This window comes from Shewanella sp. Koi 1, assembly GCF_052907445.1.
This window is the reverse complement of sequence record NZ_JBREJM010000001.1, coordinates 1,854,211-1,877,084: the sequence shown is the minus strand read 5'-3', so window position 1 is coordinate 1,877,084 and position 22,874 is coordinate 1,854,211. Positions and strand designations below refer to the sequence as shown.

Sequence of the window (22,874 nt, the reverse complement as noted above, 5' to 3'; positions counted from 1 at the left end):
TATAAAGTTTGAATCGTAGGTGACAATAATTCTCATTTAAATTTACATGGATGGGTTTTTGTAACAATTGTAAAGATGGGAGCGTCACTCCAATACAGGAGCGCAATTCTTATCTAGGTCAGCGCCAGCATCAAAAAGCCAGCATCACTCTGCTGGCTTATTACTGTTTTACTGGCTATAACGCTTTGAATGTAAAGACTTAAAAAATAGCCTCATCGAGCGTTGTTAACATCTCACTCGCCTGCTCCAACTGTTTACGCAGGCTGCGGCTTTGCACGGCCCAATACGCCATATAAAAGTCCGCCGTTTTCAGTTTAGCTTGATAAAAGTCGGTCTCTTGCGTGCCATTTTCGAGTGCCGTCAGGGCAATCTTAGCCATACGAGCCCACATCCACGCGAGGGCGGTTATGCCAAATAACTCTAGATACGCCATCGATGCCGCGCCGATAATGTCGGGATTGCTCGCCGCATGGGTCGCTAAATAACCACTCGCCTTTTGTAAATCGGTGGCGCAATCCATTAGCCCGCTTACATAGGGCTGCATTTGCGGATCTTTGCCCTGTGATTGAATAAACTCAGTCACTAGCGCTGACCATTGCTGCATGGCAGCGCCGCGATCGCTCAGCAGCTTACGCCCAACTAAATCGAGCGCCTGAATGCCATTCGTGCCTTCATAAATCAAAGCGATGCGGCTATCACGCACAAACTGCTCCATTCCCCACTCGTGGATATAGCCATGACCGCCAAACACTTGCTGGGCATCCACACAGGCATTAAAGCCACGATTAGTGATAAAGCCTTTCACCACTGGGGTAAATAAGGCCGCTAACTGGGCAGCCACTTTCGCCTTGGCAGGATCGCTATGGCGCTCAGCCTCATCGAGCCACAGCGCCTGCTGGCCAACGAGAGCACGGGCACCTTCGTTAAAGGCTTTTTGCGATAACAACATTCGGCGCACATCACCGTGAACCAAAATCGGATCGGCGGCTTTTTCGGGCGCCTTAGCCCCACTAATGGCGCGGCTCTGCAATCTGTCCTTGGCGTAGGCCAAGGCGTTTTGATAGGCGATTTCGGACACGCCTAACCCCTGCATCCCAACACCTAAGCGTGCTTGGTTCATCATGGTAAACATAGCGCGCAGCCCTTGGTGGGGTTCGCCGACTAACTCACCGAGTGCCCCCTCAAATACCATCACGCAGGTTGAGTTGCCGTGGATCCCCATTTTGTGCTCAAGGCCGCTAGCATAGAGGCTGTTCGCCTCTCCTAAACTGCCATCACTGTTCACTAACACTTTAGGCACGGCAAACAGCGAAATCCCCTTCACACCTTCGGGCGCATCGGGTAAACGGGCGAGTACCAGATGCACTATGTTATCGGTAAATTGATGGTCACCCGAGGAAATAAAAATTTTCTCCCCAGTGATGGCAAAGTAGCCGTCCGCCGCGGGAACGGCCTTAGTGCGCAATAGCGCTAAATCGGTTCCGGCATGGGATTCTGTGAGGTTCATGGTGCCAGTCCATTCACCACTCACTAATTTGGCTAAATATTTCTGTTTAAGTGCCTCACTGCCGTGGGCATGAATGGCCGAATAGGCGCCATGGGTAAGGCCGGGATACATGGCAAAGGCCATGTTGGTCGAGGTTTGCATCTCGGTCGCAAAAATCCCGACCACTTCGGGCAGTCCTTGACCACCGTAGGCGGGATCGCAGGTCAGTGTCGGCCAGCCATTGTCGACAAACTGCTGATAGGCGTCGGCAAAACCTTCGGGGGTAACCACTTTGCCATCCACGAGTTTGCAGCCCTGCACATCCCCCACGCTATTTAACGGCAACATCACCTCAGTACTGAAATCCGCCATACCTTGCAGGATGGCATCGACCAGATCAGGGTCGATTTCATCGAAGCCTTTTAGGGCATCTTGCTGATAAATATGCAACATTTCATCGAGGATAAATTGATAGTCACGTAGTGGTGCTTGATAGACTGGCATAATCGCTTCCCTTTCTTGTTTTATGGCAATGGACTAAGTGCTCTGACCACTTTAGCTAAATCTGTTGAAAAAGGAAGCATCTGAGACTCTGTGCAGTGACTTTTGTTTACACAATCGAACAGCGAAACCGTAAATTGATCGCAACAAAGGCTTATGCTCAAGTGCAAAAGTTTGTAAGCTAAGTGTCTGTATTGCTGATACGTCATCAGGTTGAGGATATTGTTACTATGGGTTCTGTTACCACCAAAAAACACGCAAACGGGCTCGATTATGTCGAAGTAAACACTGCGTTATGCCAAGCAAGGATTTTTTTACAGGGCGCGCAAATCGACCATTTTCAACCCGTAGGTAAGCCGCCCTTGTTATGGGTGTCTTCGGCGGATGACTATCAACCCGGTAATGGGATCCGTGGCGGTGTACCCGTCTGCTGGCCTTGGTTTGGCATGAGCAATCAAGCTAATTTTCCACAACATGGGTTTGCCCGCACCCGTATTTGGACACTCGAGTCGGTTGAGATGCGGAATCAACTGGTGGATTTGCGTTTCAGTTTAACGATCAGCGAAGAAGACAAGGTCTTTTGGCCGCACCATACCCAAGTCAACGTGCTCTTTACCTTAGGTGAAACCTTAAGTATCAGCTTAGTTAATACTAACCTTGGCGATGTGCCCGTTACGCTCACCCAAGCACTACACAGCTATTTTCCGATTGAAGATATTCACCAGCTTAAAGCCACTGGTTTTAGTGGCGCTCAATATATTGAGTTTGCCGAAGGGCCTTATCCGCAAACGACAGATGATGTGCTATTTGACCGCGAAACCGACCGCGTTTACACCAACCTAGGTCCAGTTCAACACTTACATACGCCCCAAGGTGTGATTGAAGTGAGCCGCGAAAATAGCCACTCGGCCGTACTGTGGAACCCTTGGATTGAAAAATCGACTCGCCTTGCCCGCTTTAATCACGATGATTATCAGACCATGGTGTGTCTTGAAGCCGCCAATGTGCTTGAAGATAAATTAACGCTGGCTCCTGGCGAGAGTCACAGTTTAGTCACCCATATTCGCTGGGCAGACTAATCCGTCTTTATCCCCCATCAATGCAAAAGCCCAGTGCATGACTGGGCTTTTTTATGCCATCAAATTCACGATGGCAATCTATTTGGCAATCACCGCCTATTTAGTGTTTTTCTCAAAACGCGCTAACAAGCTAGAAGTATCCCAACGATTGCCACCCATGGCTTGAACTTCTGAGTAAAACTGATCCACTAGCGCGGTTAAGGGTAAGTGCGAGCCATTGCGGCGAGCTTCTTCTAGGGCAATGCCTAAATCCTTACGCATCCAATCGACGGCAAAACCAAAATCATAGCTCTGTCCCCACATGGTTTTGTAGCGATTTTCCATCTGCCAACTTTGCGCCGCGCCTTTACTGATCACCTCAACCACTTTTTCACCGTCAAGACCAGCCTTACGGGCAAATTGGAGTGCTTCGGCAAGGCCTTGAACCACACCTGCGATACAAATTTGGTTGACCATCTTAGTGAGCTGGCCTGCACCAACCTCACCTAAACGCTCTGCGCAGCGCGCAAACGCTTCGATAACGGGCTTAACACGCTCGAACACAGCTTGATCGCCCCCGACCATCACAGTCAGTACGCCATTTTCGGCACCAGCTTGGCCACCAGATACAGGCGCATCGAGAAAATCGACGCCTTTTTCGGCCAGCACTTTATGTAATTCACGGGCCACATCGGCTGAAGCCGTCGTATGGTCCACCAATACAGTGCCTTGAGCCATACCATGGATCAGGCCATCATTGCCTAATACCACTTCACGCAAGTCGTTATCGTTGCCTACGCAGGTAAAAACAATATCTTGGCCGATTGCCGCCTCTTTAGGCGTTGGGCAGCAGCGACCACCGTAGTTCTCGACCCAGGTTTGTGCCTTGGCAAAAGTGCGGTTATACACAGTAACCTCATGGCCCTTGTTGAGTAAGTGTCTTGCCATGGGGTAACCCATTACGCCTAAACCAATAAATGCGACTTTTGCCATGAGGAACTCCTTTAATTGATAAACAAGGTGAAACGTTTTACACCACACATTTGCACTGCGTTCATTTAACCTCACTGAATTAACACAATAAATTAACGACACACAGGATGCGCGCTTATGTTACTCCGAGAAAGACCCTACCCAAACTAAAAAAATGCGAGCAAGTGTTTCAACTTAAAAGGTCAATCTGTAGCTAAAACGGTGGCGGCAGTGTAGCACTCGATTAGGCGAGCGTCAGAGTAAAAATGCACTTGGCAACAAACGCAGTGTTCGACAGAAACAACAAAGGCGCACAGAGGCGCCTTTGTTTTTATAACTAACCCAAATCACTTTTGTACGTGTGCTTCCATTTCGGCGCCAATTTTCTTGCGCATTTCCATTAAGCGCAGTGCGGAATCACGCAGATGAATATCATACTCAGTCTGCGGCACCCATTCAGGCACGGGTGTAGGTTGACCATTTTCATCCACGGCAACCATGATGACAATACAGTGAGTGGTGAGATGACGCTCAGAGACCTTAGGATCCCCTGCCCGCACATCAATACCGATGTGCATAGAGGTCTTACCGGTATAAATCACCTTAGCGCTGACTTCGACGATATTTCCCACGAGGATAGGCTGAACAAATCGAATTCCACCCGCATAGGCGGTAATACAATATTTACCACTCCAGCCCGCAGCACAGGCATAAGCCGCAAGGTCAATCCATTTCATCACAGCGCCACCGTGAACCTTACCACCAAAATTCACATCTGCGGGTTCTGACAAAAATCTCAGGGTAATTTGTCTATCGATACCAGCCATATAACCTCAACTTATTCAGCCTCTGTGGCTCAATGATTTTGCAATAAGTTGAGTTTACGATAGAAATGCGCAATAGCGTAAAGATAATTACGATTGTCCCAGTGAAGAGAACCGATTTAGCCAAAGTAACTTATTAGCCCACAGGAGAGTAATAATCCCGGCAACGCCAGGCGATACAACCACAGCTGTAATTGACTGCTAACAAAGCGAGTGCCCTTGCCATAAGTGTAAACACCCAACCCAGCCAAAAACAACCCAATCACTTCAAATCCCGATGACATATGGTTACTGCCACCGACACTGATGGCGGTCACCAATAAGGCGAACCACACCAACACATATGCCGCAATCGCAAAGGTGAAGGTCTTCATGCCGATATCCATATTAGGATGCCAAGCTTTGGATTCACCACGAATTAATTCGGTCAAATTTGCGGTTACGGCACCAACGATAGGCACAAGCGGGATCACCAGAGGGTTTAACATGACAGATTTCCTTTTAAATAGAATATGCCTGTCATTATCGGCGGCAAAGGGCATTAAACAAGCTTGATGAACAAAGGTTAACTATTTGGATATCAGCAGGTTAGAAAGTGATATTAGGCACAATTCGAGCATAAAAAAATGCGCCAGTAGGCGCATTTTTTATCGAGCTAACCGCTGTTTAGACTTTCTTAAACAGCAATGAACCGTTAGTGCCACCAAATCCGAAGGAGTTACACAGAGCATACTCTAACTTTACATCACGGGCAGTGTGCGCCACGAAGTCTAAATCACAGCCTTCATCTGGATTATCGAGGTTGATGGTCGGTGGTACGGCTTGATCGCGCAGCGCAAGCAGAGTGAAAATCGCTTCAACCGCACCCGCAGCGCCCAGCAAGTGACCCGTCATAGACTTAGTCGAGCTTACAAGCAGGTTGTAGGCATGATCGCCAAACACAGATTTCACCGCTGCCGCTTCAGCTTTATCACCCGCAGGCGTTGAAGTGCCGTGCGCATTGATATAACCAATTTTTTCAAATGGCAGCTTAGCATCATTCACTGCATTGACCATAGCGGCCGCAGCGCCCGCTCCATCACTTGGAGGCGATGTCATATGGAACGCATCACCACTCATACCAAAGCCGACGAGTTCACCATAAATGGTCGCACCGCGCGCCTTCGCGTGCTCGTATTCTTCCATCACCATCACACCCGCACCATCACCGATGACAAAACCATCACGGTCTTTATCCCATGGGCGACTGGCCGCCGTTGGGTCATCGTTACGGGTTGACAGCGCTTTGGCCGCACCAAAACCACCAACACCGAGTGGACAAGTCACATCTTCGGCGCCACCGGCAACCATTACGTCAGCATCGCCATAGGCAATAGTGCGCGCCGCAAAACCGATATTATGCACACCGGTAGTACAGGCGGTAGTGACGGCAAAGTTAGGGCCCGTCATACCGTACATAATCGATAAATGGCCGGCAATCATATTGATAATGGTGCTTGGCACGAAGAAAGGCGAAATTTTACGAGGGCCACCACTTAATAGCGCGCTGTGGTTTTGTTCAATCAACCACATACCGCCCATGCCAGCACCGATTGCGGTACCCACACGGCCAGGGTTTTCTTTGCTCATATCCAGACCTGAGTCTTGGATAGCTTGGATGCCCGCAGCCATACCATACTGAATAAAGAGGTCCATTTTGCGGGCGTCTTTTTTAGTTAAGTACTGCTCAACATCGAAATCTTTTACAGAACCACTGAAACGAGTGGTAAATTCGCTGGCATCAAATTTGGTTATGGGCGCAATCCCACTCTTACCCGAAAGCAGGGCTTTCCAAGTAGTGTCGACAGTATTGCCCACGGGCGTTACTAACCCTAAACCGGTTACCACTACACGACGTTTAGACACGGCAGTCACCTTTTGAATGCTAAATAGATTAAGTTATGACAGACAAATGCAGTTCTATCATTAAAATGTCTTCGCCAATCTGCGGCGAGCATCTCATGGATAAATTCAACACAGCTTCCAGAGACGATTGAATGGCACTATTGCAGAATTAGGCGGGGATAAAACAAAAACAGGCGGCATATTTGCCGCCTGTTCTCTAGAATTCAGAATTACTGATTCTTAGAAACGTAATCGATCGCTGCTTGAACAGTAGTGATCTTTTCAGCTTCTTCATCAGGGATCTCGGTATCAAACTCTTCTTCCAGAGCCATAACCAACTCAACAGTGTCCAGAGAATCTGCACCCAGATCGTCAACGAAAGATGCCGCTGGTTTAACGTCTTCTTCTTTAACGCCCAGTTGCTCTACAATGATTTTCTTTACACGTTCTTCGATGTTGCTCATTAGTTTTCTTTCCTATTCAAATTACGCACTTGCGTAAGATTGCGAGTAGTTTATTAGATTTGGCTGACAATGCAAGCTTAGTTTTCGTGGTCTAACCACGAAATTTAGCGACCAATTGATACAGATCACTACTCAGTTGCGACAGTATCCCTGCCATCCGCCCTTAAACCATGTACATTCCGCCATTCACATGCAAAGTCTCGCCTGTGATATAAGCGGCAGAGTCCGACGCCAAGAAGAGTACGGCATTGGCAATTTCTTGCGCTTGCCCTAATCGTTCCATCGGAACCTGAGACATGATAGCTTTTTGCTGATCTTCGGTCAGCTCATCAGTCATATCGGTCTGGATAAATCCAGGAGCGATAGCATTAACTGTAATTTGACGAGATGCAACCTCTCTTGCAAGAGATTTTGTAAATCCGATCAAACCAGCTTTTGCTGCCGAGTAGTTAACTTGACCTGCATTGCCCATAGTGCCTACCACTGAACCGATATTGATGATCCGGCCGAAACGCTTTTTCATCATGGTACGCATCACAGGTTTTGATAGTCTGAACAATGATGTCAGGTTGGTATCGATGATATCGTTCCATTCATCATCTTTCATTCGCATCAGCAAATTATCACGGGTGATACCCGCGTTGTTGACTAGAATATCAACATCACCCGCTTTTTCTTTGATCGAATCGAATAAATCGGTGACGGATTGACTATCGGTAACATTAAGCACTAAACCAAAACCTTTGTCACCCAGATATTCTTGAATTGCTTCGGCGCCCTTCTCACTTGTGGCAGTTCCAACCACAATCGCACCGGCTTCGACTAAGGTTTCGGCAATCGCACGGCCAATACCACGACTCGCGCCTGTCACTAAGGCAACTTTGCCCGCTAAACTCAGATTGATACTCATACAAACTCCTTATTCAGTTAACGCGGCAAGGGATGCAACGTCATTAACTGCTTGGGCAGAAAGAGATTTATTAATGCGTTTCGCAAGACCTGTCAATACTTTACCAGGACCGCACTCAACTAACTGGGTAATGCCTTTTTCGGCCATTAATTCAACAGTTTCGCTCCAGCGTACAGGGCAATACAGTTGACGCACCAGCGCATCTTTAATGTCGGCAACCGCAGTGGGTGATGCCACATCTACGTTATTAATAACGGTAATGCTCGGCGCATTAAACTGCACATCGTTTAACGCAAGAGCTAATTTATCAGCAGCAGGTTTCATTAATGCGCAGTGTGATGGCACGCTGACAGGCAAGGCTACCGCCATTTTGGCGCCCGCCGCTTTACAGGCCGCAGCAGCGCGTTCAACCGCATCTTTTTGACCGGCGATAACCACTTGGCCAGGGCTGTTGAAGTTAACTGGGCTTACCACTTCGCCTTGAGCGGCTTCAATACACGCATTAGCAATACCGTCATTATCTAAACCGATAATCGCGTACATAGCGCCAGTACCGGCGGGTACGGCTTGCTGCATCAATTGACCACGTAGTTCAACAAGTTTGATCGCATCTTTAAAGTCGATCACACCAGCACAAACTAATGCAGAATATTCGCCTAGGCTGTGACCCGCTAACATCGCAGGCATAGCTTTACCAGAGGCAACATAGGCACGCCAAATCGCCACACTTGCCGCTAATAAAGCAGGCTGAGTTTTATCGGTTTCATTTAAGGTTTCAACGGGGCCGTCTTGCACTAATGCCCACAAATCATACCCTAACACCTCACTCGCTTCGACAAAGGTTTGTCCCACGATCGGCTGTACAGCAGCCAGCTCGGCTAACATGCCAAGGGCCTGTGAACCTTGGCCTGGGAATACAAAAGCTACATTTTCCATATCAAATTACCTATGGCGAACTTAATTTATTGAACACTAAACCGTTATCTTGGACAGCTAACCAAGATAACGATGAGCAGGAATTTATTCGTATACAGATACGGTTAAAAACGGACGAGCGCACTGCCCCACGCAAAACCAGCGCCAAAGGCTTCGAGCAGCAAGAGCTGACCACGTTGGATCCGACCATCACGCACAGCTTCATCCAGAGCAATAGGTACCGAAGCCGCCGAGGTATTACCATGCTTAGCAAGGGTTAACACCACTTTATCTAAGCTCATGTCTAGCTTTTTCGCCGTGGCATTAATAATGCGGAAGTTAGCCTGATGCGGCACCAACCAGTCGATTTCCGACTTATCGATATTATTCAGGCGCAAGGTTTCAGTCACGACATGGGATAACTGAGTCACCGCCACTTTAAAGACGTCATTGCCTTTCATCGTCATAAAACCAACCGCTTCAGAGGTTTCCCCCTGACGTGGTGGGAAAGCGCACTTAAGCAAATCGCCTTGACGACCATCGGCATAAATATGGGTTGAAATAATCCCGGGCTCATCGGAAGCACCGATAACCGCCGCCCCCGCACCATCCCCAAACAGAATAATGGTGGTACGATCTTCCGGCTCACACAGACGGGATAATACATCAGCGCCAATCACGAGGACTTTTTTCGCGGTACCGTTTTTAACGAATTGGTCCGCAACCGATAAGGCATACACAAAGCCTGAACAAGCCGCCGCGATATCGAAGGCTGGAATGGTGTGCACACCGAGCATGGCTTGGATTTCGCAGGCCGCGGCAGGGAATGCATTTGCCGCACTGGTTGTACCGCAAATGATCATATCTAAATCTGATGCCTCAATACCGGCCATCTCTAACGCATTTAATGCCGCCTGATAGCCCATCGTTGAGACAGTTTCGTCTTGCGCTGCAATGCGGCGCTCTGAAATACCAGTGCGTTCAACAATCCATTGGTCACTGGTTTCCACCATTTTTTCCAAATCTTGATTACTACGCACCTGCACCGGTAGGTAACTACCAGTTCCGAGAATTTTTGTATGCATAAGGAGGAATCAGTTATTTATATCTAAAAGAATCGACTCCAAACGATCTTTTATCATTTCGGGGAGTCGACGTTGCGCTTCAGTCACTGCCAAACTAATTGCTTGTAAATAGGCAGTTTCATCCGCATTTCCATGGCTCTTTACAACTATGCCGCGCAATCCTATCAGACTTGCACCATTATAGTGGTCGGGGTTCATCTGGCTGAGAACCGCCTGAATGCGGGGGGCGATGAGTTTTGCCAAAAAACGCACGAAGAAACCTTGGGTTAGTCCACGTTTTAACTGATGAACCAATAACTTGGCAATGCCTTCAGAGGTTTTGAGCGTGATGTTACCCACAAAACCGTCACAAACGATCACATCCACATTGCCCGAGTAGATTTCATCACCTTCAATAAAACCGGTGTAATTAATCTGATCGGTGTTTTGCAGTATTTGCGCCGCTTGTTGAACCTGATCGTTGCCTTTGATTTCTTCTGTGCCCACATTAAGGAGTGCAACTTTAGGGCGGGATTTTTTATCCACTGCCTCACACAGCACAGAGCCCATCACGGCAAATTGGAAAAGCGTTTCTGAATCGCAGGAGATATTGGCACCTAAGTCCAATAAATAAACCGGCTTTTGCGTGACCGAGGGTAAACAACTGACCAACGCGGGTCTGTCTACGCCGGGCAAGGTTTTTAATAACACCTTGGCCATGGCCATCAAGGCACCAGTATTGCCCGCACTCACACACGCCGCCGCTCGTCCGTCACGCACCAGTTCAATCGACAAGCGCATCGAACTATTCTTGCGGGTACGCAAAGCGTGCACGGGTCTATCGGACATGCTCACCACTTCATCGGTGTGAATGACTTCAATACGTGAGAGTAACGGTTGTTCTGCTTGACGCAGATAGACATCAATTTCAGTCTTATCGCCGACTAAAATGATTTTAAGAGAAGAGTGAGATTTTAGTGCCCGCAAGGCTGCAGGCACCGTGACGTGGGGGCCATGATCGCCACCCATCGCATCTAACGCGAGCGTCAGACTCGTCATTAGGAAACCAACAAATTACTTGTTGATTACCTTTTTACCGCGATAGAAACCATCAGCAGTCACATTGTGACGCATATGGACTTCACCGCTGGTAGCGTCAACAGACAGCTGAGCAGTGCTCAGTGCGTCATGTGAACGGCGCATACCGCGCTTAGAACGAGATTTTTTATTCTGTTGTACAGCCATTGGCCCTGTCTCCTAGATTACTTGCTCTTCAGTTTTTCTAACACTGCAAACGGATTTGGACGCTCCTCTTGAGCGGGTTCGATCTCGCCTACAACTATGTCCATTGACCCGATGTTGCAATCAGTTTCTTCATGCATCGGGATGATAGGCATAGCGACTATCAATTCATCTTCGATCAATTGATGCAGACGTACTTCGCCAATCTCATTGCACTCAATTGGGTCATACGCATCCGGGAGCTCATCGATTTCTGCCTTAGTCCGGCATGGACCGAAGCAAAACTCGACCGTAACCTCAGTGGTAAATAGCGTCATGCAACGTTGACAAACCAGAGTGAGCTCCGTCACAGCCTTCCCTTTCAGGTAGACTATCCCCTGCAAATCTACGCCACATTCAATCGACACTGCCACATCGGAACAGTCGCCGGCACATAACTCATTTAATCTTTTCAATTGCTGCCCTGGCACTATCCCCTCATAGGTAGAACGGCTCGAGGCGGCGCGAATAGGATCAATTGAAACCGGTATCTTTACTGTTTGCATAAGGCGCGCATATTATAGTTTGAAAACGCTAGAGTCAAAGAAAAATTTCTAACTTAAGTCCCAGTTTGCGACTTAAGTGATTCTCTAGCCCCAACATTGAAATTAACGGAAGCGAAATTTTACCCAAGCACGGGGCGGCGCACAAGCGTAAGCCGTCTAAAATAGCCGCACTCATCGTAAGAATCCCCGATTACCGCCCTAAAGTCATTCTATCAGCCACCACTCGCTTGCATTCAAGCGTGACGATTAGCGACAATGAGTCAGGTTTTCTTATGGATTTTTACCGATGACGCCCCAGTTAATCCTCGCTTCTACCTCTGTTTACCGGCAAGCACTATTGCAAAAGTTAGGCTTAGCCTTTGAGACTTGCAATCCGGATATCGATGAAAGCCCCATGGCAAATGAGTCCGCTCAAGACTTAGTCTTACGACTCGCCAAAGCTAAGGCCAAGGCAGGTGCAAGCCATTTTCCACATGGATTAATTATAGGCTCAGATCAGGTCGCCGTGATTGACGGCAAGATTATTGGTAAGCCATTAAATCGAGACAATGCGATTAAGCAGCTCAGCCAAGCCTCTAGCAAAGCTATCACCTTTTATACCGGTCTTGCGCTCTACCATGCTAAGACTGGAGAAGTGACTGCTCAGGTCGAACCTTTCACCGTGCATTTTCGTCAGCTGACGGCCGCGCAAATCGCCGCTTATGTCGATAAAGAGCAACCTTTTTATTGTGCGGGCAGCTTTAAGAGTGAAGGTTTAGGGATTGCCTTGTTTACTCGCTTAGAGGGCCGAGATCCTAACACCCTGATTGGGCTGCCCTTGATACTGTTAACTGAAATGCTGCTCAATTATGGAATCGATGTCTTAGCCGGCTAGCGTGAAGTGGTTATTAAGGTGGCATGACGTAAGTGCGGATCGAGATGGGCAAGCGAGATGGCACTGTTATCCATAATCGCTTGCCTAGATAACTCAACAAGCACTTAGGTTTTTAGCGATTCAGCTCAGCATTCGTCATTAATCGGCGCAGATGAGTCAATCACTATAAATGCAGCAAGAGTTTTTCAGGGGAATCGATTAAAGCGATGGGATTAGCTTGCTGGAGCATTTCTTTACTATGGGCGCCGTAAGTGACACCCACACCGTCGATACCCGCATTCGCCGCCATGGTTAAATCCAACAAAGAGTCTCCGACCATCAATGCTCGTTCAGGCTGAACACCAAGCTCCTGCAGCAAACTTAAGATCATTTCTGGGTGAGGTTTACTCTGCGCCTCATCGGCGCAGCGCGAAGCAATAAAATAGTGACCTAAGCCGGATTGCTCCCACACGCGCACTAAGCCTGCTCTCGCCTTACCCGTTGCGACAGCAAGTTGATATCCTGCTGTTGATAATGATTCGAGTAATTGGGGAGCTTGGTTAAAAATCGGCGTTGGCGTGGTATCAAGGTGCAAATACTGCGTCTTAAACTCGGCGCGCATCTTTATATAGCAATCATCAGTGCCAACAAGTGCTTGAGTTGCCCCCGCTTGTGCTGCGCTGCTTGCAGATCCGTTACGCGGCGGCACTGAAGTCAAACCTTCTGGAAATAACACCTGTAACGCCTGCGTCATCGACAAGCCAATCACATTGCGAATATCCGCCTCAGCAGGCACTGGCAACGCCAGCGCCCTTGCCATATTCTCAATGCAAACAATGATTTTGCCGATAGAATCCATTAACGTGCCATCCCAATCAAAAATCACTAAATCGTATTTTCGTTGGCTTGAATGACTCACTGACACTTTCACGTTCTCAGGTTATCCGAAGGTAATAGGCGCAGAAAAAACGCTAAGCGCGCTTTAACTTGCCGAGCAGTTGCTGCAAATTATCATCGAGCGGCGCTGAGACTCGCATCACCTCATCATTTTCAGGATGAATAAACATTAACTCTGCCGCATGTAAAAACAGTCGGGTCAGACCGAGTGCGCGCATACTGTCATCAAACGCCTGCTCGCTGTATTTCTCATCACAGGCGATAGGATGCCCCATATATTGGCAATGCACCCGAATCTGGTGGGTACGTCCTGTCACAGGACTCGCCTGCACCAGAGTACAACCTTGATAACGCTGTACAATTTTAAAGCGCGTTTCCGAGGGTTTGCCTTCGGCATTGACTCGAACGATACGCTCGCCCGACTTAAGCGTTAATTTTAATAGCGGCTGTTTAACCACTTTATCCTGCGCCGACCACTCACCTTTGACTAATGCCAAGTAATCTTTCTGCATCTTTTTATAACGCAACTGATCGTGCATATGTTTAAGGGCGCTGCGTTTTTTGGCCACCAACAACACGCCCGAGGTGTCTTTATCGAGACGGTGAACCAGTTCTAAAAACTTTTGTTGTGGACGCAAGGAACGCAATGCTTCAATCACACCATAATCGACGCCACTGCCACCATGGACCGCAATGCCCGCAGGTTTATTCAAAACAATCAGATGATTGTCTTCATGCAAAATACGGTCTTCAAGCTGTGACACTCTACTCAAGTTTGCGGAAGGCGCGGTACGATTATCCTGCTCAGCCATTCTGACCGGCGGTACGCGAACCACATCACCGATTTGCAATTTGTACTCGGGCTTAATGCGTTTTTTATTCACCCGTACCTCGCCCTTACGAACGATACGGTAAATCATGCTCTTAGGAACGCCCTTGAGCACTGTGATTAAAAAATTGTCGATTCGTTGGTCGAGGTGGTCTTCGTCAATCGTGATCAACTGCACCTGTAGCTGTGGAGATTCTGTATTCATGATGTGCCATCTGCTTAAAACGGCGGCCATTGTACAACACTTAAGAAGAATTGTGCCTTTCCATTGCTGAATTTTTTGATTATTGCTATATTTCACCAGCGATTAGGGATAAGCCGTGAATAAAGTGTTCACAAGGTCCCAGTCCCAAGTGAAAAGCTTTATAGATTAAAAAAGATTTTCTTGATAGCAACTCATTGATTTGCAAATCGTATACTGAGTAAAAATACCACAAATGCGTTTTTTACGATTAAATCGAGAATCTAACCTTACTTTGACTAGGTTTATCTAAAGTTTTTCTCACCGATTTCGAAATATATTTTAACTTGTCGTCAGACAAACCGATTCGACTTGGGCATTACCGGAACGAAATTAAAGAATTTATGGGGTTGGTTGATGTTTTACAACGAATTCCTTGTTTTTGTAATCATTAAAAAATAAGCCATAAATAGGATGCGACACGCAGCGACTGCGTCTAACAGTAATGCGCACCTTGCCTAGCCACCAGCCGTGAGGCTTCGTTGACCTACTGCTAGGCCCGTAATGCAGCGAAACGCGATTGTTTGATGACCTCCATTTAAAGAAGAATGACGTCATCATGAAACGTATGTTAATCAATGCAACTCAATCAGAAGAGTTGCGTGTTGCCCTGGTTGACGGGCAACAACTGTACGATCTGGATATTGAAAGTCCTGGTCACGAGCAAAAAAAATCCAACATTTACAAGGGTAAAATCACCCGCGTAGAACCCTCTTTAGAAGCCGCTTTCGTTGACTATGGTGCCGAGCGCCACGGCTTTTTACCGCTAAAAGAAATAGCCAGAGAATACTTCCCTAAAGGTTATTCTTTCCAAGGCCGCCCAAATATCAAAGAAGTGGTCAGTGAAGGACAAGAAGTTATTGTTCAAATTGACAAAGAAGAGCGCGGCAACAAAGGTGCTGCACTGACGACCTTCATCAGCTTAGCGGGTTCTTACTTAGTCCTGATGCCAAACAACCCTCGTGCTGGCGGTATTTCTCGCCGTATCGAAGGTGATGAGCGCACCGAATTAAAAGAAGCCATGGCCGATTTAGAAGTACCAGCGGGTATGGGGCTTATCGTGCGTACCGCGGGTGTTGGCAAAGAATCAGCCGAACTTAAGTGGGACTTGAAAGTTCTACAACACCACTGGGCCGCCATTACCGAAGCCGCACAAAGCCGCAATGCACCTTTCTTAATTCACCAAGAAAGTAACGTGATTGTGCGTGCAATTCGTGATTATCTGCGCCGTGATGTGGGCGAGATTTTAATCGATCACCCACGTATTTACGAAGAAGCCAAGCAACATATCGCACTGGTACGCCCTGATTTCGTTGAGCGTGTAAAACTCTACGAAGCCGAAGTGCCATTATTTACTCACTTCCAAATCGAGTCGCAAATTGAATCCGCGTTCCAACGTGAAGTGCGTCTGCCATCGGGCGGCTCGATTGTTATCGACCCAACTGAGGCATTAACCTCAATCGATATCAACTCTGCCCGCGCAACGAAGGGCGGCGATATTGAAGAAACCGCATTAAATACCAACCTTGAAGCCGCCGATGAGATTGCCCGTCAATTACGTCTGCGTGACTTAGGTGGTCTGGTCGTGATCGACTTTATTGATATGACGCCAGTGCGCCATCAACGTGAAGTTGAAAACCGCCTGCGTGATGCAGTGCACCACGACCGTGCCCGCGTACAATTGGGCCGCATTTCTCGCTTCGGTCTGATGGAAATGTCGCGTCAACGTCTGCGTCCATCCTTAGAAGAATCGGCTGCACATATCTGCCCTCGCTGTCATGGCCAAGGCACGATTCGTAGTACCGAATCTTTAGCGCTGTCGATTCTTCGTTTGATGGAAGAAGAAGCCATCAAGGAAAACACCTCACAAATCGAAGCCATCGTGCCTGTCGATGTGGCGGCCTTCCTGCTGAACGAAAAACGCAAAGCGATTCGTATCACTGAGCAACGCCATGATGTAGAGGTCTATGTGATCCCAGATCCACATATGATGACTCCTGATTATCGCGTTATTCGTCACCGCACTGACGATGAAATCGATGAATCCAGCTACAAGCGCATCGAACAGCCTGAAGCCAAGTTATACGAACCCCGTAAACTGGAACGCACTGCTGCGCCAGCACCAGCCCTAAAAGGCTTCACCGCACCGCAGAAAGTCGAACAAGCCGCTGCACCTGTTGCCAACAAAGTGGAAGCAACCGAGCCAGGTTTCTTCAGCAAACTGTTCAGTGCCATTGGCGCCTTCTTCAGCTCAAGCGATAAGCCTGCGGCAGAAAAGACCACAGAAACCAAAAAGTCTGACAGCCAAACTGCCAATGCGAACCGTCGTAATCGTCGTAATGACACTCGCCGCACTCGCAATAACCAAGATGCTGACAAAGCGAAAGAAGGCACCCGCGAGCCACGCACTCGCAATGCCAAGAAGTCGGCTGATGTACCTCAGGCTCAAGAGCGCCCAGCTCGTGAAAAAGATGAGAATGCAAAGCGCACTAAACCAGAGCCTAAGAGTCGTAATCAAGCACCAAAAGAAGTGGTTGCTGAGTCTCAAGACGACACACCAAAGCAAGAAGTGGCCCGTGAGCGTCGTCAGCGCCGTAACATGCGTCGTAAAGTACGCATCGATAACGCCAATGAAACGACCGAAGCGCCAATTCAAGAAGAAGTGGTATTAGCCGAAGTGGCCGCCGTTAATGCTGCCAATACTGACGTTGCAACAGAGCCACAAGCTGAGACGAAAGCACCGCGCTCACGCCGCCAGCCACGCAAAGAAGCTGCTGTTGCCAATGAGACAGCAGAAGCGACTGACGCAGCAAGCCAAGTGGAAGCAAGCACTGAAGTTAGCGCTGAAAAGCCAGTGGTTGAAAACCGTGCTGAGGCCCCAGCTGACGTAATCGAAGTGAAGACCGAAGCAGAGACCGATGCAGATAACGCCGAAGTCAGTGCCGATGCAGATGATAAAGCGAAACGCGAATCTCGCGATGGACAACGTCGTAGTCGCCGTAGCCCACGTCATTTAAGAGCGGCCGGTCAACGTCGTCGCCGTGATGAAGATGAGCAAGGCGTCTCTGCACCTGCGCAATTCGTACCAAACGATGCACTCGGTGATGCTCAAGACTACCCAGCGCCAACCGCTCAAACTGCAGAAGCAGCTGAGACCACAGAAGCAAAAGCAATTGAAGTCGCCGCAGAACCGACAGTGACTTCTCCTGCAGCTGTAGTCGAAACGGCAGATGTCATTGTAGTTGCTGAAACAACCGCCAATAAAGCTGTTGAGACTGAAGTTGTTGAGGTAGTAGCTACAGAGCAAGTGGCTGAGATTAAAGCTGAAGTTGCAGTAACAGAAGCGCCTGCTGACACTGCGGTAAACAACAAGCCAGAGACGAGCGTTAAGGCTGAAGAAGTTGCTGTTGAGCCAGCTAAAACTGTAGAAGCGGTTACAGAAGCCATTGTGACCCCAGCTGAAACTCCAGTTGCTCAAGCGAAATCAGAAACTGTTGCAATTGAAGCAGTAGCGCCCGAAGTGGAAAAAGCCGAAGTGAAAGAAGCCGTGAAATCAGTGGCCTCAGCTCCAATGGCAAAACCTGCGCCAATCGTTAAACCACAGGCGAAACCCGTTGTGACTCAAGCTGTCGCAGCCCCTGCAGCTGAAACCGTGGTGAGCAAACCCAAAGCCGCTAGCCGTTTTGGTTCAATGGTGTCATCAGATATGACCAAGCCGACGGTAGAAGTCAGAACACAGGTAGAAGTGCCAAAAGGCCGCGAGTATGACAATACCGCCTCAGCCGAAGTCACTGCCCCTAAGCTGAAGCAAAGCAATAGCGCCGAATCGGATATGGCTCGTCCATAATCGCCAAGTCGTTGTTAAAAAGCCATGCACTTGCATGGCTTTTTTATTTTCAGCCAATTAAGTCATATTTAAGGTTTAGCTGAATCGGCTTTTTTGTTAGTATTCGCGGCTATTTTGCCAACACAAATGATTAACAGAGGTTTCATGTTCGATCTCTTTCGCCACAAAACATCTAGTCACAAAGCCGATATTCTCTCGGGACTGACGGTCGCCCTAGCGCTGATCCCTGAGGCCGTAGCCTTCGCCTTCGTCGCCAACGTCGAACCTATGGTCGGACTCTATGCAGCCTTTATTATGGGATTAGTTACCGCATTAATAGGCGGACGCCCAGGCATGATTTCTGGCGCAACGGGTGCAATGGCCGTGGTGATGGTGTCCCTCGTGGTTGAACATGGCGTGCAATACTTATTTGCTGCTGTGGTACTGGCTGGATTAATCCAAATCAGCGCAGGGATATTTAAACTGGGTAAGTTTATCCGAATTGTCCCCTATCCTGTGATGATAGGTTTTGTGAACGGCCTCGCCATTGTGATTTTCTTGGCTCAGCTCGGGCAATTTAAAGTCAAAAATGCCGCAGGGGAATTAGTCTGGCTCCCCCAAGAACCTTTGATGCTAATGCTAGGGCTAGTCGCACTGACTATGGCGATTATTTACTTTCTCCCCAAACTGACTACAGCTGTGCCCTCATCGTTAGTTGCGATTCTAAGCGTGACCGCCATCGTGATCGGTTTTGACTTAGACACCCGAAATGTGTTGGATTTTCTTAAAACCATGAGTGGCGATGAGCATGCGACCATCGCAGGTTCACTCCCAAGCTTTGCGATCCCACAAGTGCCTTTTAACCTTGAGACACTCTACATTATTCTGCCCTATTCCTTTATTTTAGCCGCCGTCGGATTAATCGAATCCCTGTTAACATTAACGGTTATCGATGAGATGACTAATACCCGAGGACGAAGCAATAAAGAATGTATTGGTCAAGGCGTAGGTAACATCACTAGCGGCTTTTTTGGTGCCATGGGCGGTTGTGCCATGATTGGTCAATCTATGATCAACATTAACTCAGGTGGACGCGGCAGATTATCTGGTATAACTGCGGCTATCGGTTTACTGACTTTTATCCTCTTTGGTGCATCCTTTATCGAAATTATTCCACTAGCAGCCTTGGTTGGGGTGATGTTTATCGTGGTGCTCGGCACATTCGAATGGGCAAGCTTTAAGTTTATGGGCAAAGTGCCGAAACATGATGCTTTTGTCATTGTGCTCGTGACCACTGTGACCGTCTTTACCGATCTCGCCTTTGCCGTCTTTGTCGGTGTCGTGGTGTCAGCGCTTGTGTTTGCATGGCAACATGCCAAACACATCAGTGTAAAAGCAACCTCAAATAGCCTTGGCTGGAAAGTCTATGAGCTGAACGGCCCACTCTTTTTTGGCTCAGTGGCCAGTTTCCTCGAACTCTTCGATGCCTCGCAGGATCCCCAAGATGTTATCATCGACTTTAAACATTCACGTGTAGCCGATCACTCGGCGCTAGAAGCCATAGATACCCTTGCCGAACGTTATGTCACGCTGGGTAAAAAGCTGCATTTGGTGCATTTAAGTGCCGACTGCAAGGCCTTACTTCACAAAGCGGGCGATCTGGTTGAAGTGAATTTGCTGGACGATCCCCACTATAAAGTCGCGGACGATAAGCTAGATTCTTAAAAAGCACCTAATAAAACTGCATAACCCACGGTCTGAAGGATAACGTCACAAAAGATCGTGGGTTTATTTTTATATTGAAAACAAGACTTGATGTGTATAAACACCTGATGACTTAACATCACACCCAAACTTAGGTTTGATAAATAGGAGATAACAATAGAGAAAACGAGCTATGAGCTATGAGCAATGAGCAATGAGCAATGAGCAATGAGCAATGAGCAATGAGCAATGAGCAATGAGCAATGAGCAATGAGCAATGAGCAATGAGCAAGAAAACTATCGAATCAACACGCAGGGACGTAAAGCAATAACGCAGAAAACTTAAACGCGGCACAAATAAAAAGAGCCATGGTATCAACCACAGCTCTTAAATCCCTTGCTATTAGCACCTAGGCTAACAGCACTGAAAATTAACCGATTACGGTTACGTTTTCAGCTTGAGGACCTTTTTGACCTTGAGTCACAGTGAAAGACACTTTTTGACCTTCGTCAAGAGTTTTGAAACCGTCAGAGTTGATTGCACGGAAGTGAACGAATACGTCTGGACCAGATTCTTGCTCGATGAAACCAAAACCTTTGTCAGAGTTGAACCACTTAACTACACCAGTAACTTGAGACATGATATAAATCCTGTAAATAAAAAATTAAAGCCTTAACGGCGGTGGAGCTGGAAAATGCCGGTATTACTTATGTTTACAGGACGAACTGGTCGTATTGAACACATAAATATAAGCCCAACCTTCAAGCTAGTAAAACTATAAACCATTCTAAAGATAAGTCAACACACTGCGACACTTTGAAAAATTTATTTAAACCAAGCCAGTTTAAGGTTTTGCTACCGGCTCGCAGAACAGCATGTTCTTACGGCTTAAGCATCGACAGTTAAGCATTTTAAATAATTTATTTCAATAGCTTAAAATCAATCTCTAGACTGAAATGCGATGTACTTCAATCTGAAAATCTAATTCGCAACTTAACCCACTTCGAGCAAATGCTTGCTTTTGTTCCGCAGAAAACTTCCAAGCATAGGGAGTCATTTCAAGAAAATGGCTAATATCTTGGCTGATATTTAGCTCAAGTTGTGACCTTAGCCGCTCTTGATGTAAGCAGTCGAAGCCTACTATCTTTGCGTCTGACACTGGATGTAATCTAGGTTCAGCATAAATTTGCTGTTTCAATGCAAAATGATGCAAAGGCCCAGGTGACACAGTGATCAGTATCCCGCCAGTCGCCATGATCCGCTGTAATTCTTCCACCTTTGATGGGGCATAAATGCGAATCGCTAAATCGATGCTGTTGGCTGGAATTGGCATTTCGTAGGCACTCGCCACACAAAAGCTTAAGCCAGGATAACGTTTGGCGGCATATTTTATTGCCGATTTCGAGATATCAACACCTTGTAATAGGCAAGGATGACTGGCTGCCAGAGTATCGTATAGACGATGGCTGTAATACCCCTCACCACAGCCGATATCGAGGATCCGCTGCGCCTCGCTGGCATACTCAAGTGCCAACGCATTCACTCTGTCACTTAAACTTTGATAGTAACCCGCATTTAAAAACTCCCTGCGAGCCAACATCATCTGCTGATTATCACCGGGATCTTTGGAATTTTTCTTCTGCACGGGGAGCAGATTCACATAACCTTCTTTGGCCATGTCGAACTTGTGTGCCTGCGGGCATCCCCAAGTTCGTTCAGTCAAGGTGAGCGGTAAAGCACACAAAGGACATATATATTGCATTGGTTAACTCTTAAATGTTTGGAATGGCTAGCTTATGCCTCATCTTCCATGAGTCGCTCCACCATTTGCAGTAATTCAGGGGAAGCGAGTAGCTCAAAACATTCGAGCTTCCTTAAGGCTTTATCAATATTCAAACCGTCATTGGCGGCGCGACTAAAGTTTGGTCGCTCGAACATATGGGTATAAGTGCGAAACAGCCATTGACGTTTTTGTTGCAGCAAGGGATCGAGTCGAACCGCCTCTTCGGCTAAACTGGCATGGCAGAGTCCTACTTCCCCCCGCAAAAACGCTTGCAGCTCAAGCCGGACTTGCTCGATCTCAGTCAAGCATACAGCAAGGGATTCGGCAGTGGCATTATAGTCATATTCCCGCGCTAAAATAGCTTTAGCCATCATTAGCACTTTGGGCTCGTGTAAACTCCGAACATCGGATTCGAGTGTGACTAACTCAAACTTAGACGCAGATTGTAGTGACAAAGCGACTCCGTCCGGCACATCCACTTTAATGGATATCCCTGTCCGCAGCTCTTGGGCGCAAAATTTAGGTGCAGTCCCCAGACGAGGATAAAGCCGAACGCCCTGCCCCCGATGCCGTAAACTAGATGTGGTAAAGCTTGCGGCATCAACCACAACTGCATTGAGCTTAAGTCCCAAAATAGGCTGGAAGCGGACGGCAATTTGCGGCTGTGGTGTTTCTGACACTACAATCAACTCGAGCAATGGTCCCCCCATCGCCTCAAGCACGATGAAATCGCTAATATTGCTGGGCAAGGTTAAGGTCAGCGTCGAGGCCAGCCCGACATCGAGTACCATAGGTTCATTAAGATATTGATGATGCATATGACTGATTCCCTGTTCAAGGGGGAATTGTAACTGTCAACCGAGGTAAAGATCACC

The 22,874-nt window shown here is 47.7% G+C and carries 21 protein-coding genes; 4 read left to right on the top strand and 17 right to left on the bottom strand.

Features of this window, described 5'->3' with window-relative positions; translation table 11 throughout:
• Positions 1 to 199: 199 nt before the first annotated feature.
• On the bottom strand, positions 200 to 1,990 hold the full coding sequence (locus ACUZ8J_RS08250; protein WP_446693552.1) for an acyl-CoA dehydrogenase C-terminal domain-containing protein: 1,791 nt from the start codon (positions 1,988 to 1,990) through the stop codon (positions 200 to 202).
• A 227-nt stretch (positions 1,991 to 2,217) separates the two neighbouring features.
• Between ACUZ8J_RS08250 and ACUZ8J_RS08245 the strand changes: the two genes are divergently transcribed.
• Positions 2,218 to 3,066 (top strand): D-hexose-6-phosphate mutarotase, encoded by an 849-nt coding sequence (locus tag ACUZ8J_RS08245; RefSeq protein WP_279768985.1) that lies wholly within the window; start codon positions 2,218 to 2,220, stop codon positions 3,064 to 3,066.
• A 96-nt stretch (positions 3,067 to 3,162) separates the two neighbouring features.
• Here ACUZ8J_RS08245 and ACUZ8J_RS08240 read toward each other — a convergent pair whose 3' ends face one another.
• From ACUZ8J_RS08240 to yceD, 11 genes are all read right to left on the bottom strand, one after another.
• Positions 3,163 to 4,038: an NAD(P)-dependent oxidoreductase gene (locus tag ACUZ8J_RS08240; protein ID WP_055647217.1), complete on the bottom strand. Its 876-nt coding sequence runs from the start codon at positions 4,036 to 4,038 to the stop codon at positions 3,163 to 3,165.
• 326 nt (positions 4,039 to 4,364) lie between these two features.
• Entirely contained in the window at positions 4,365 to 4,844 is a 480-nt protein-coding gene (locus tag ACUZ8J_RS08235; RefSeq protein WP_037419717.1) for an acyl-CoA thioesterase, read from the bottom strand.
• A gap of 116 nt (positions 4,845 to 4,960) precedes the next feature.
• Complete coding sequence (locus tag ACUZ8J_RS08230) at positions 4,961 to 5,329, bottom strand: hypothetical protein (RefSeq protein WP_037419714.1); 369 nt, start codon at positions 5,327 to 5,329, stop codon at positions 4,961 to 4,963.
• A gap of 178 nt (positions 5,330 to 5,507) precedes the next feature.
• Positions 5,508 to 6,746, bottom strand: coding sequence for a beta-ketoacyl-ACP synthase II (gene fabF / locus ACUZ8J_RS08225; protein ID WP_037427243.1), 1,239 nt, complete (start codon positions 6,744 to 6,746; stop codon positions 5,508 to 5,510).
• A 209-nt stretch (positions 6,747 to 6,955) separates the two neighbouring features.
• The gene (gene acpP, locus ACUZ8J_RS08220) at positions 6,956 to 7,189 is read right to left on the bottom strand and encodes an acyl carrier protein (protein ID WP_006081231.1); all 234 of its coding nucleotides are present in this window, start codon (positions 7,187 to 7,189) and stop codon (positions 6,956 to 6,958) included.
• A gap of 163 nt (positions 7,190 to 7,352) precedes the next feature.
• Positions 7,353 to 8,099 (bottom strand): 3-oxoacyl-ACP reductase FabG, encoded by a 747-nt coding sequence (gene fabG, locus ACUZ8J_RS08215; protein WP_037427245.1) that lies wholly within the window; start codon positions 8,097 to 8,099, stop codon positions 7,353 to 7,355.
• 9 nt (positions 8,100 to 8,108) lie between these two features.
• A complete protein-coding gene (gene fabD / locus ACUZ8J_RS08210) occupies positions 8,109 to 9,035 on the bottom strand; it encodes an ACP S-malonyltransferase (RefSeq protein WP_037427248.1) in 927 nt (308 codons plus the stop codon).
• Positions 9,036 to 9,139: 104 nt separating this feature from the next.
• Entirely contained in the window at positions 9,140 to 10,099 is a 960-nt protein-coding gene (locus ACUZ8J_RS08205) for a beta-ketoacyl-ACP synthase III (RefSeq protein ID WP_055647216.1), read from the bottom strand.
• Between the two features lie 9 nt (positions 10,100 to 10,108).
• Entirely contained in the window at positions 10,109 to 11,137 is a 1,029-nt protein-coding gene (plsX, locus tag ACUZ8J_RS08200; protein WP_023267848.1) for a phosphate acyltransferase PlsX, read from the bottom strand.
• Positions 11,138 to 11,152: 15 nt separating this feature from the next.
• Complete coding sequence (gene rpmF / locus ACUZ8J_RS08195) at positions 11,153 to 11,323, bottom strand: 50S ribosomal protein L32 (protein ID WP_011072715.1); 171 nt, start codon at positions 11,321 to 11,323, stop codon at positions 11,153 to 11,155.
• A 17-nt stretch (positions 11,324 to 11,340) separates the two neighbouring features.
• A complete protein-coding gene (yceD, locus tag ACUZ8J_RS08190) occupies positions 11,341 to 11,865 on the bottom strand; it encodes a 23S rRNA accumulation protein YceD (protein WP_011623156.1) in 525 nt (174 codons plus the stop codon).
• A 286-nt stretch (positions 11,866 to 12,151) separates the two neighbouring features.
• On the opposite strand from yceD, the gene ACUZ8J_RS08185 reads away from it, so the two are divergent.
• Positions 12,152 to 12,739: a Maf family protein gene (locus ACUZ8J_RS08185; RefSeq protein ID WP_374918759.1), complete on the top strand. Its 588-nt coding sequence runs from the start codon at positions 12,152 to 12,154 to the stop codon at positions 12,737 to 12,739.
• 163 nt (positions 12,740 to 12,902) lie between these two features.
• Here the strand turns inward: ACUZ8J_RS08185 and ACUZ8J_RS08180 are convergent, their stop codons facing one another.
• Both ACUZ8J_RS08180 and rluC read right to left on the bottom strand, forming a co-directional pair.
• Positions 12,903 to 13,577: an HAD-IA family hydrolase gene (locus tag ACUZ8J_RS08180; protein ID WP_446694919.1), complete on the bottom strand. Its 675-nt coding sequence runs from the start codon at positions 13,575 to 13,577 to the stop codon at positions 12,903 to 12,905.
• A 112-nt stretch (positions 13,578 to 13,689) separates the two neighbouring features.
• Entirely contained in the window at positions 13,690 to 14,649 is a 960-nt protein-coding gene (gene rluC / locus ACUZ8J_RS08175) for a 23S rRNA pseudouridine(955/2504/2580) synthase RluC (RefSeq protein ID WP_086902634.1), read from the bottom strand.
• A 595-nt stretch (positions 14,650 to 15,244) separates the two neighbouring features.
• On the opposite strand from rluC, the gene rne reads away from it, so the two are divergent.
• Together rne and ACUZ8J_RS08165 are read left to right on the top strand one after the other, a co-directional pair.
• Positions 15,245 to 18,532: a ribonuclease E gene (gene rne, locus ACUZ8J_RS08170; protein WP_446693551.1), complete on the top strand. Its 3,288-nt coding sequence runs from the start codon at positions 15,245 to 15,247 to the stop codon at positions 18,530 to 18,532.
• Positions 18,533 to 18,676: 144 nt separating this feature from the next.
• Positions 18,677 to 20,236, top strand: a complete 1,560-nt coding sequence (locus ACUZ8J_RS08165) for a SulP family inorganic anion transporter (RefSeq protein ID WP_446693550.1) — start codon at positions 18,677 to 18,679, stop codon at positions 20,234 to 20,236.
• Between the two features lie 410 nt (positions 20,237 to 20,646).
• Here the strand turns inward: ACUZ8J_RS08165 and ACUZ8J_RS08160 are convergent, their stop codons facing one another.
• The 3 genes from ACUZ8J_RS08160 to ACUZ8J_RS08150 form a co-directional block, all read right to left on the bottom strand.
• On the bottom strand, positions 20,647 to 20,856 hold the full coding sequence (locus tag ACUZ8J_RS08160; protein ID WP_011072720.1) for a cold-shock protein: 210 nt from the start codon (positions 20,854 to 20,856) through the stop codon (positions 20,647 to 20,649).
• A 306-nt stretch (positions 20,857 to 21,162) separates the two neighbouring features.
• Positions 21,163 to 21,978, bottom strand: a complete 816-nt coding sequence (rlmA, locus tag ACUZ8J_RS08155; RefSeq protein WP_446693549.1) for a 23S rRNA (guanine(745)-N(1))-methyltransferase — start codon at positions 21,976 to 21,978, stop codon at positions 21,163 to 21,165.
• 32 nt (positions 21,979 to 22,010) lie between these two features.
• On the bottom strand, positions 22,011 to 22,817 hold the full coding sequence (locus ACUZ8J_RS08150) for a hypothetical protein (RefSeq protein ID WP_446693548.1): 807 nt from the start codon (positions 22,815 to 22,817) through the stop codon (positions 22,011 to 22,013).
• Between the last annotated feature and the right edge of the window lie 57 nt (positions 22,818 to 22,874).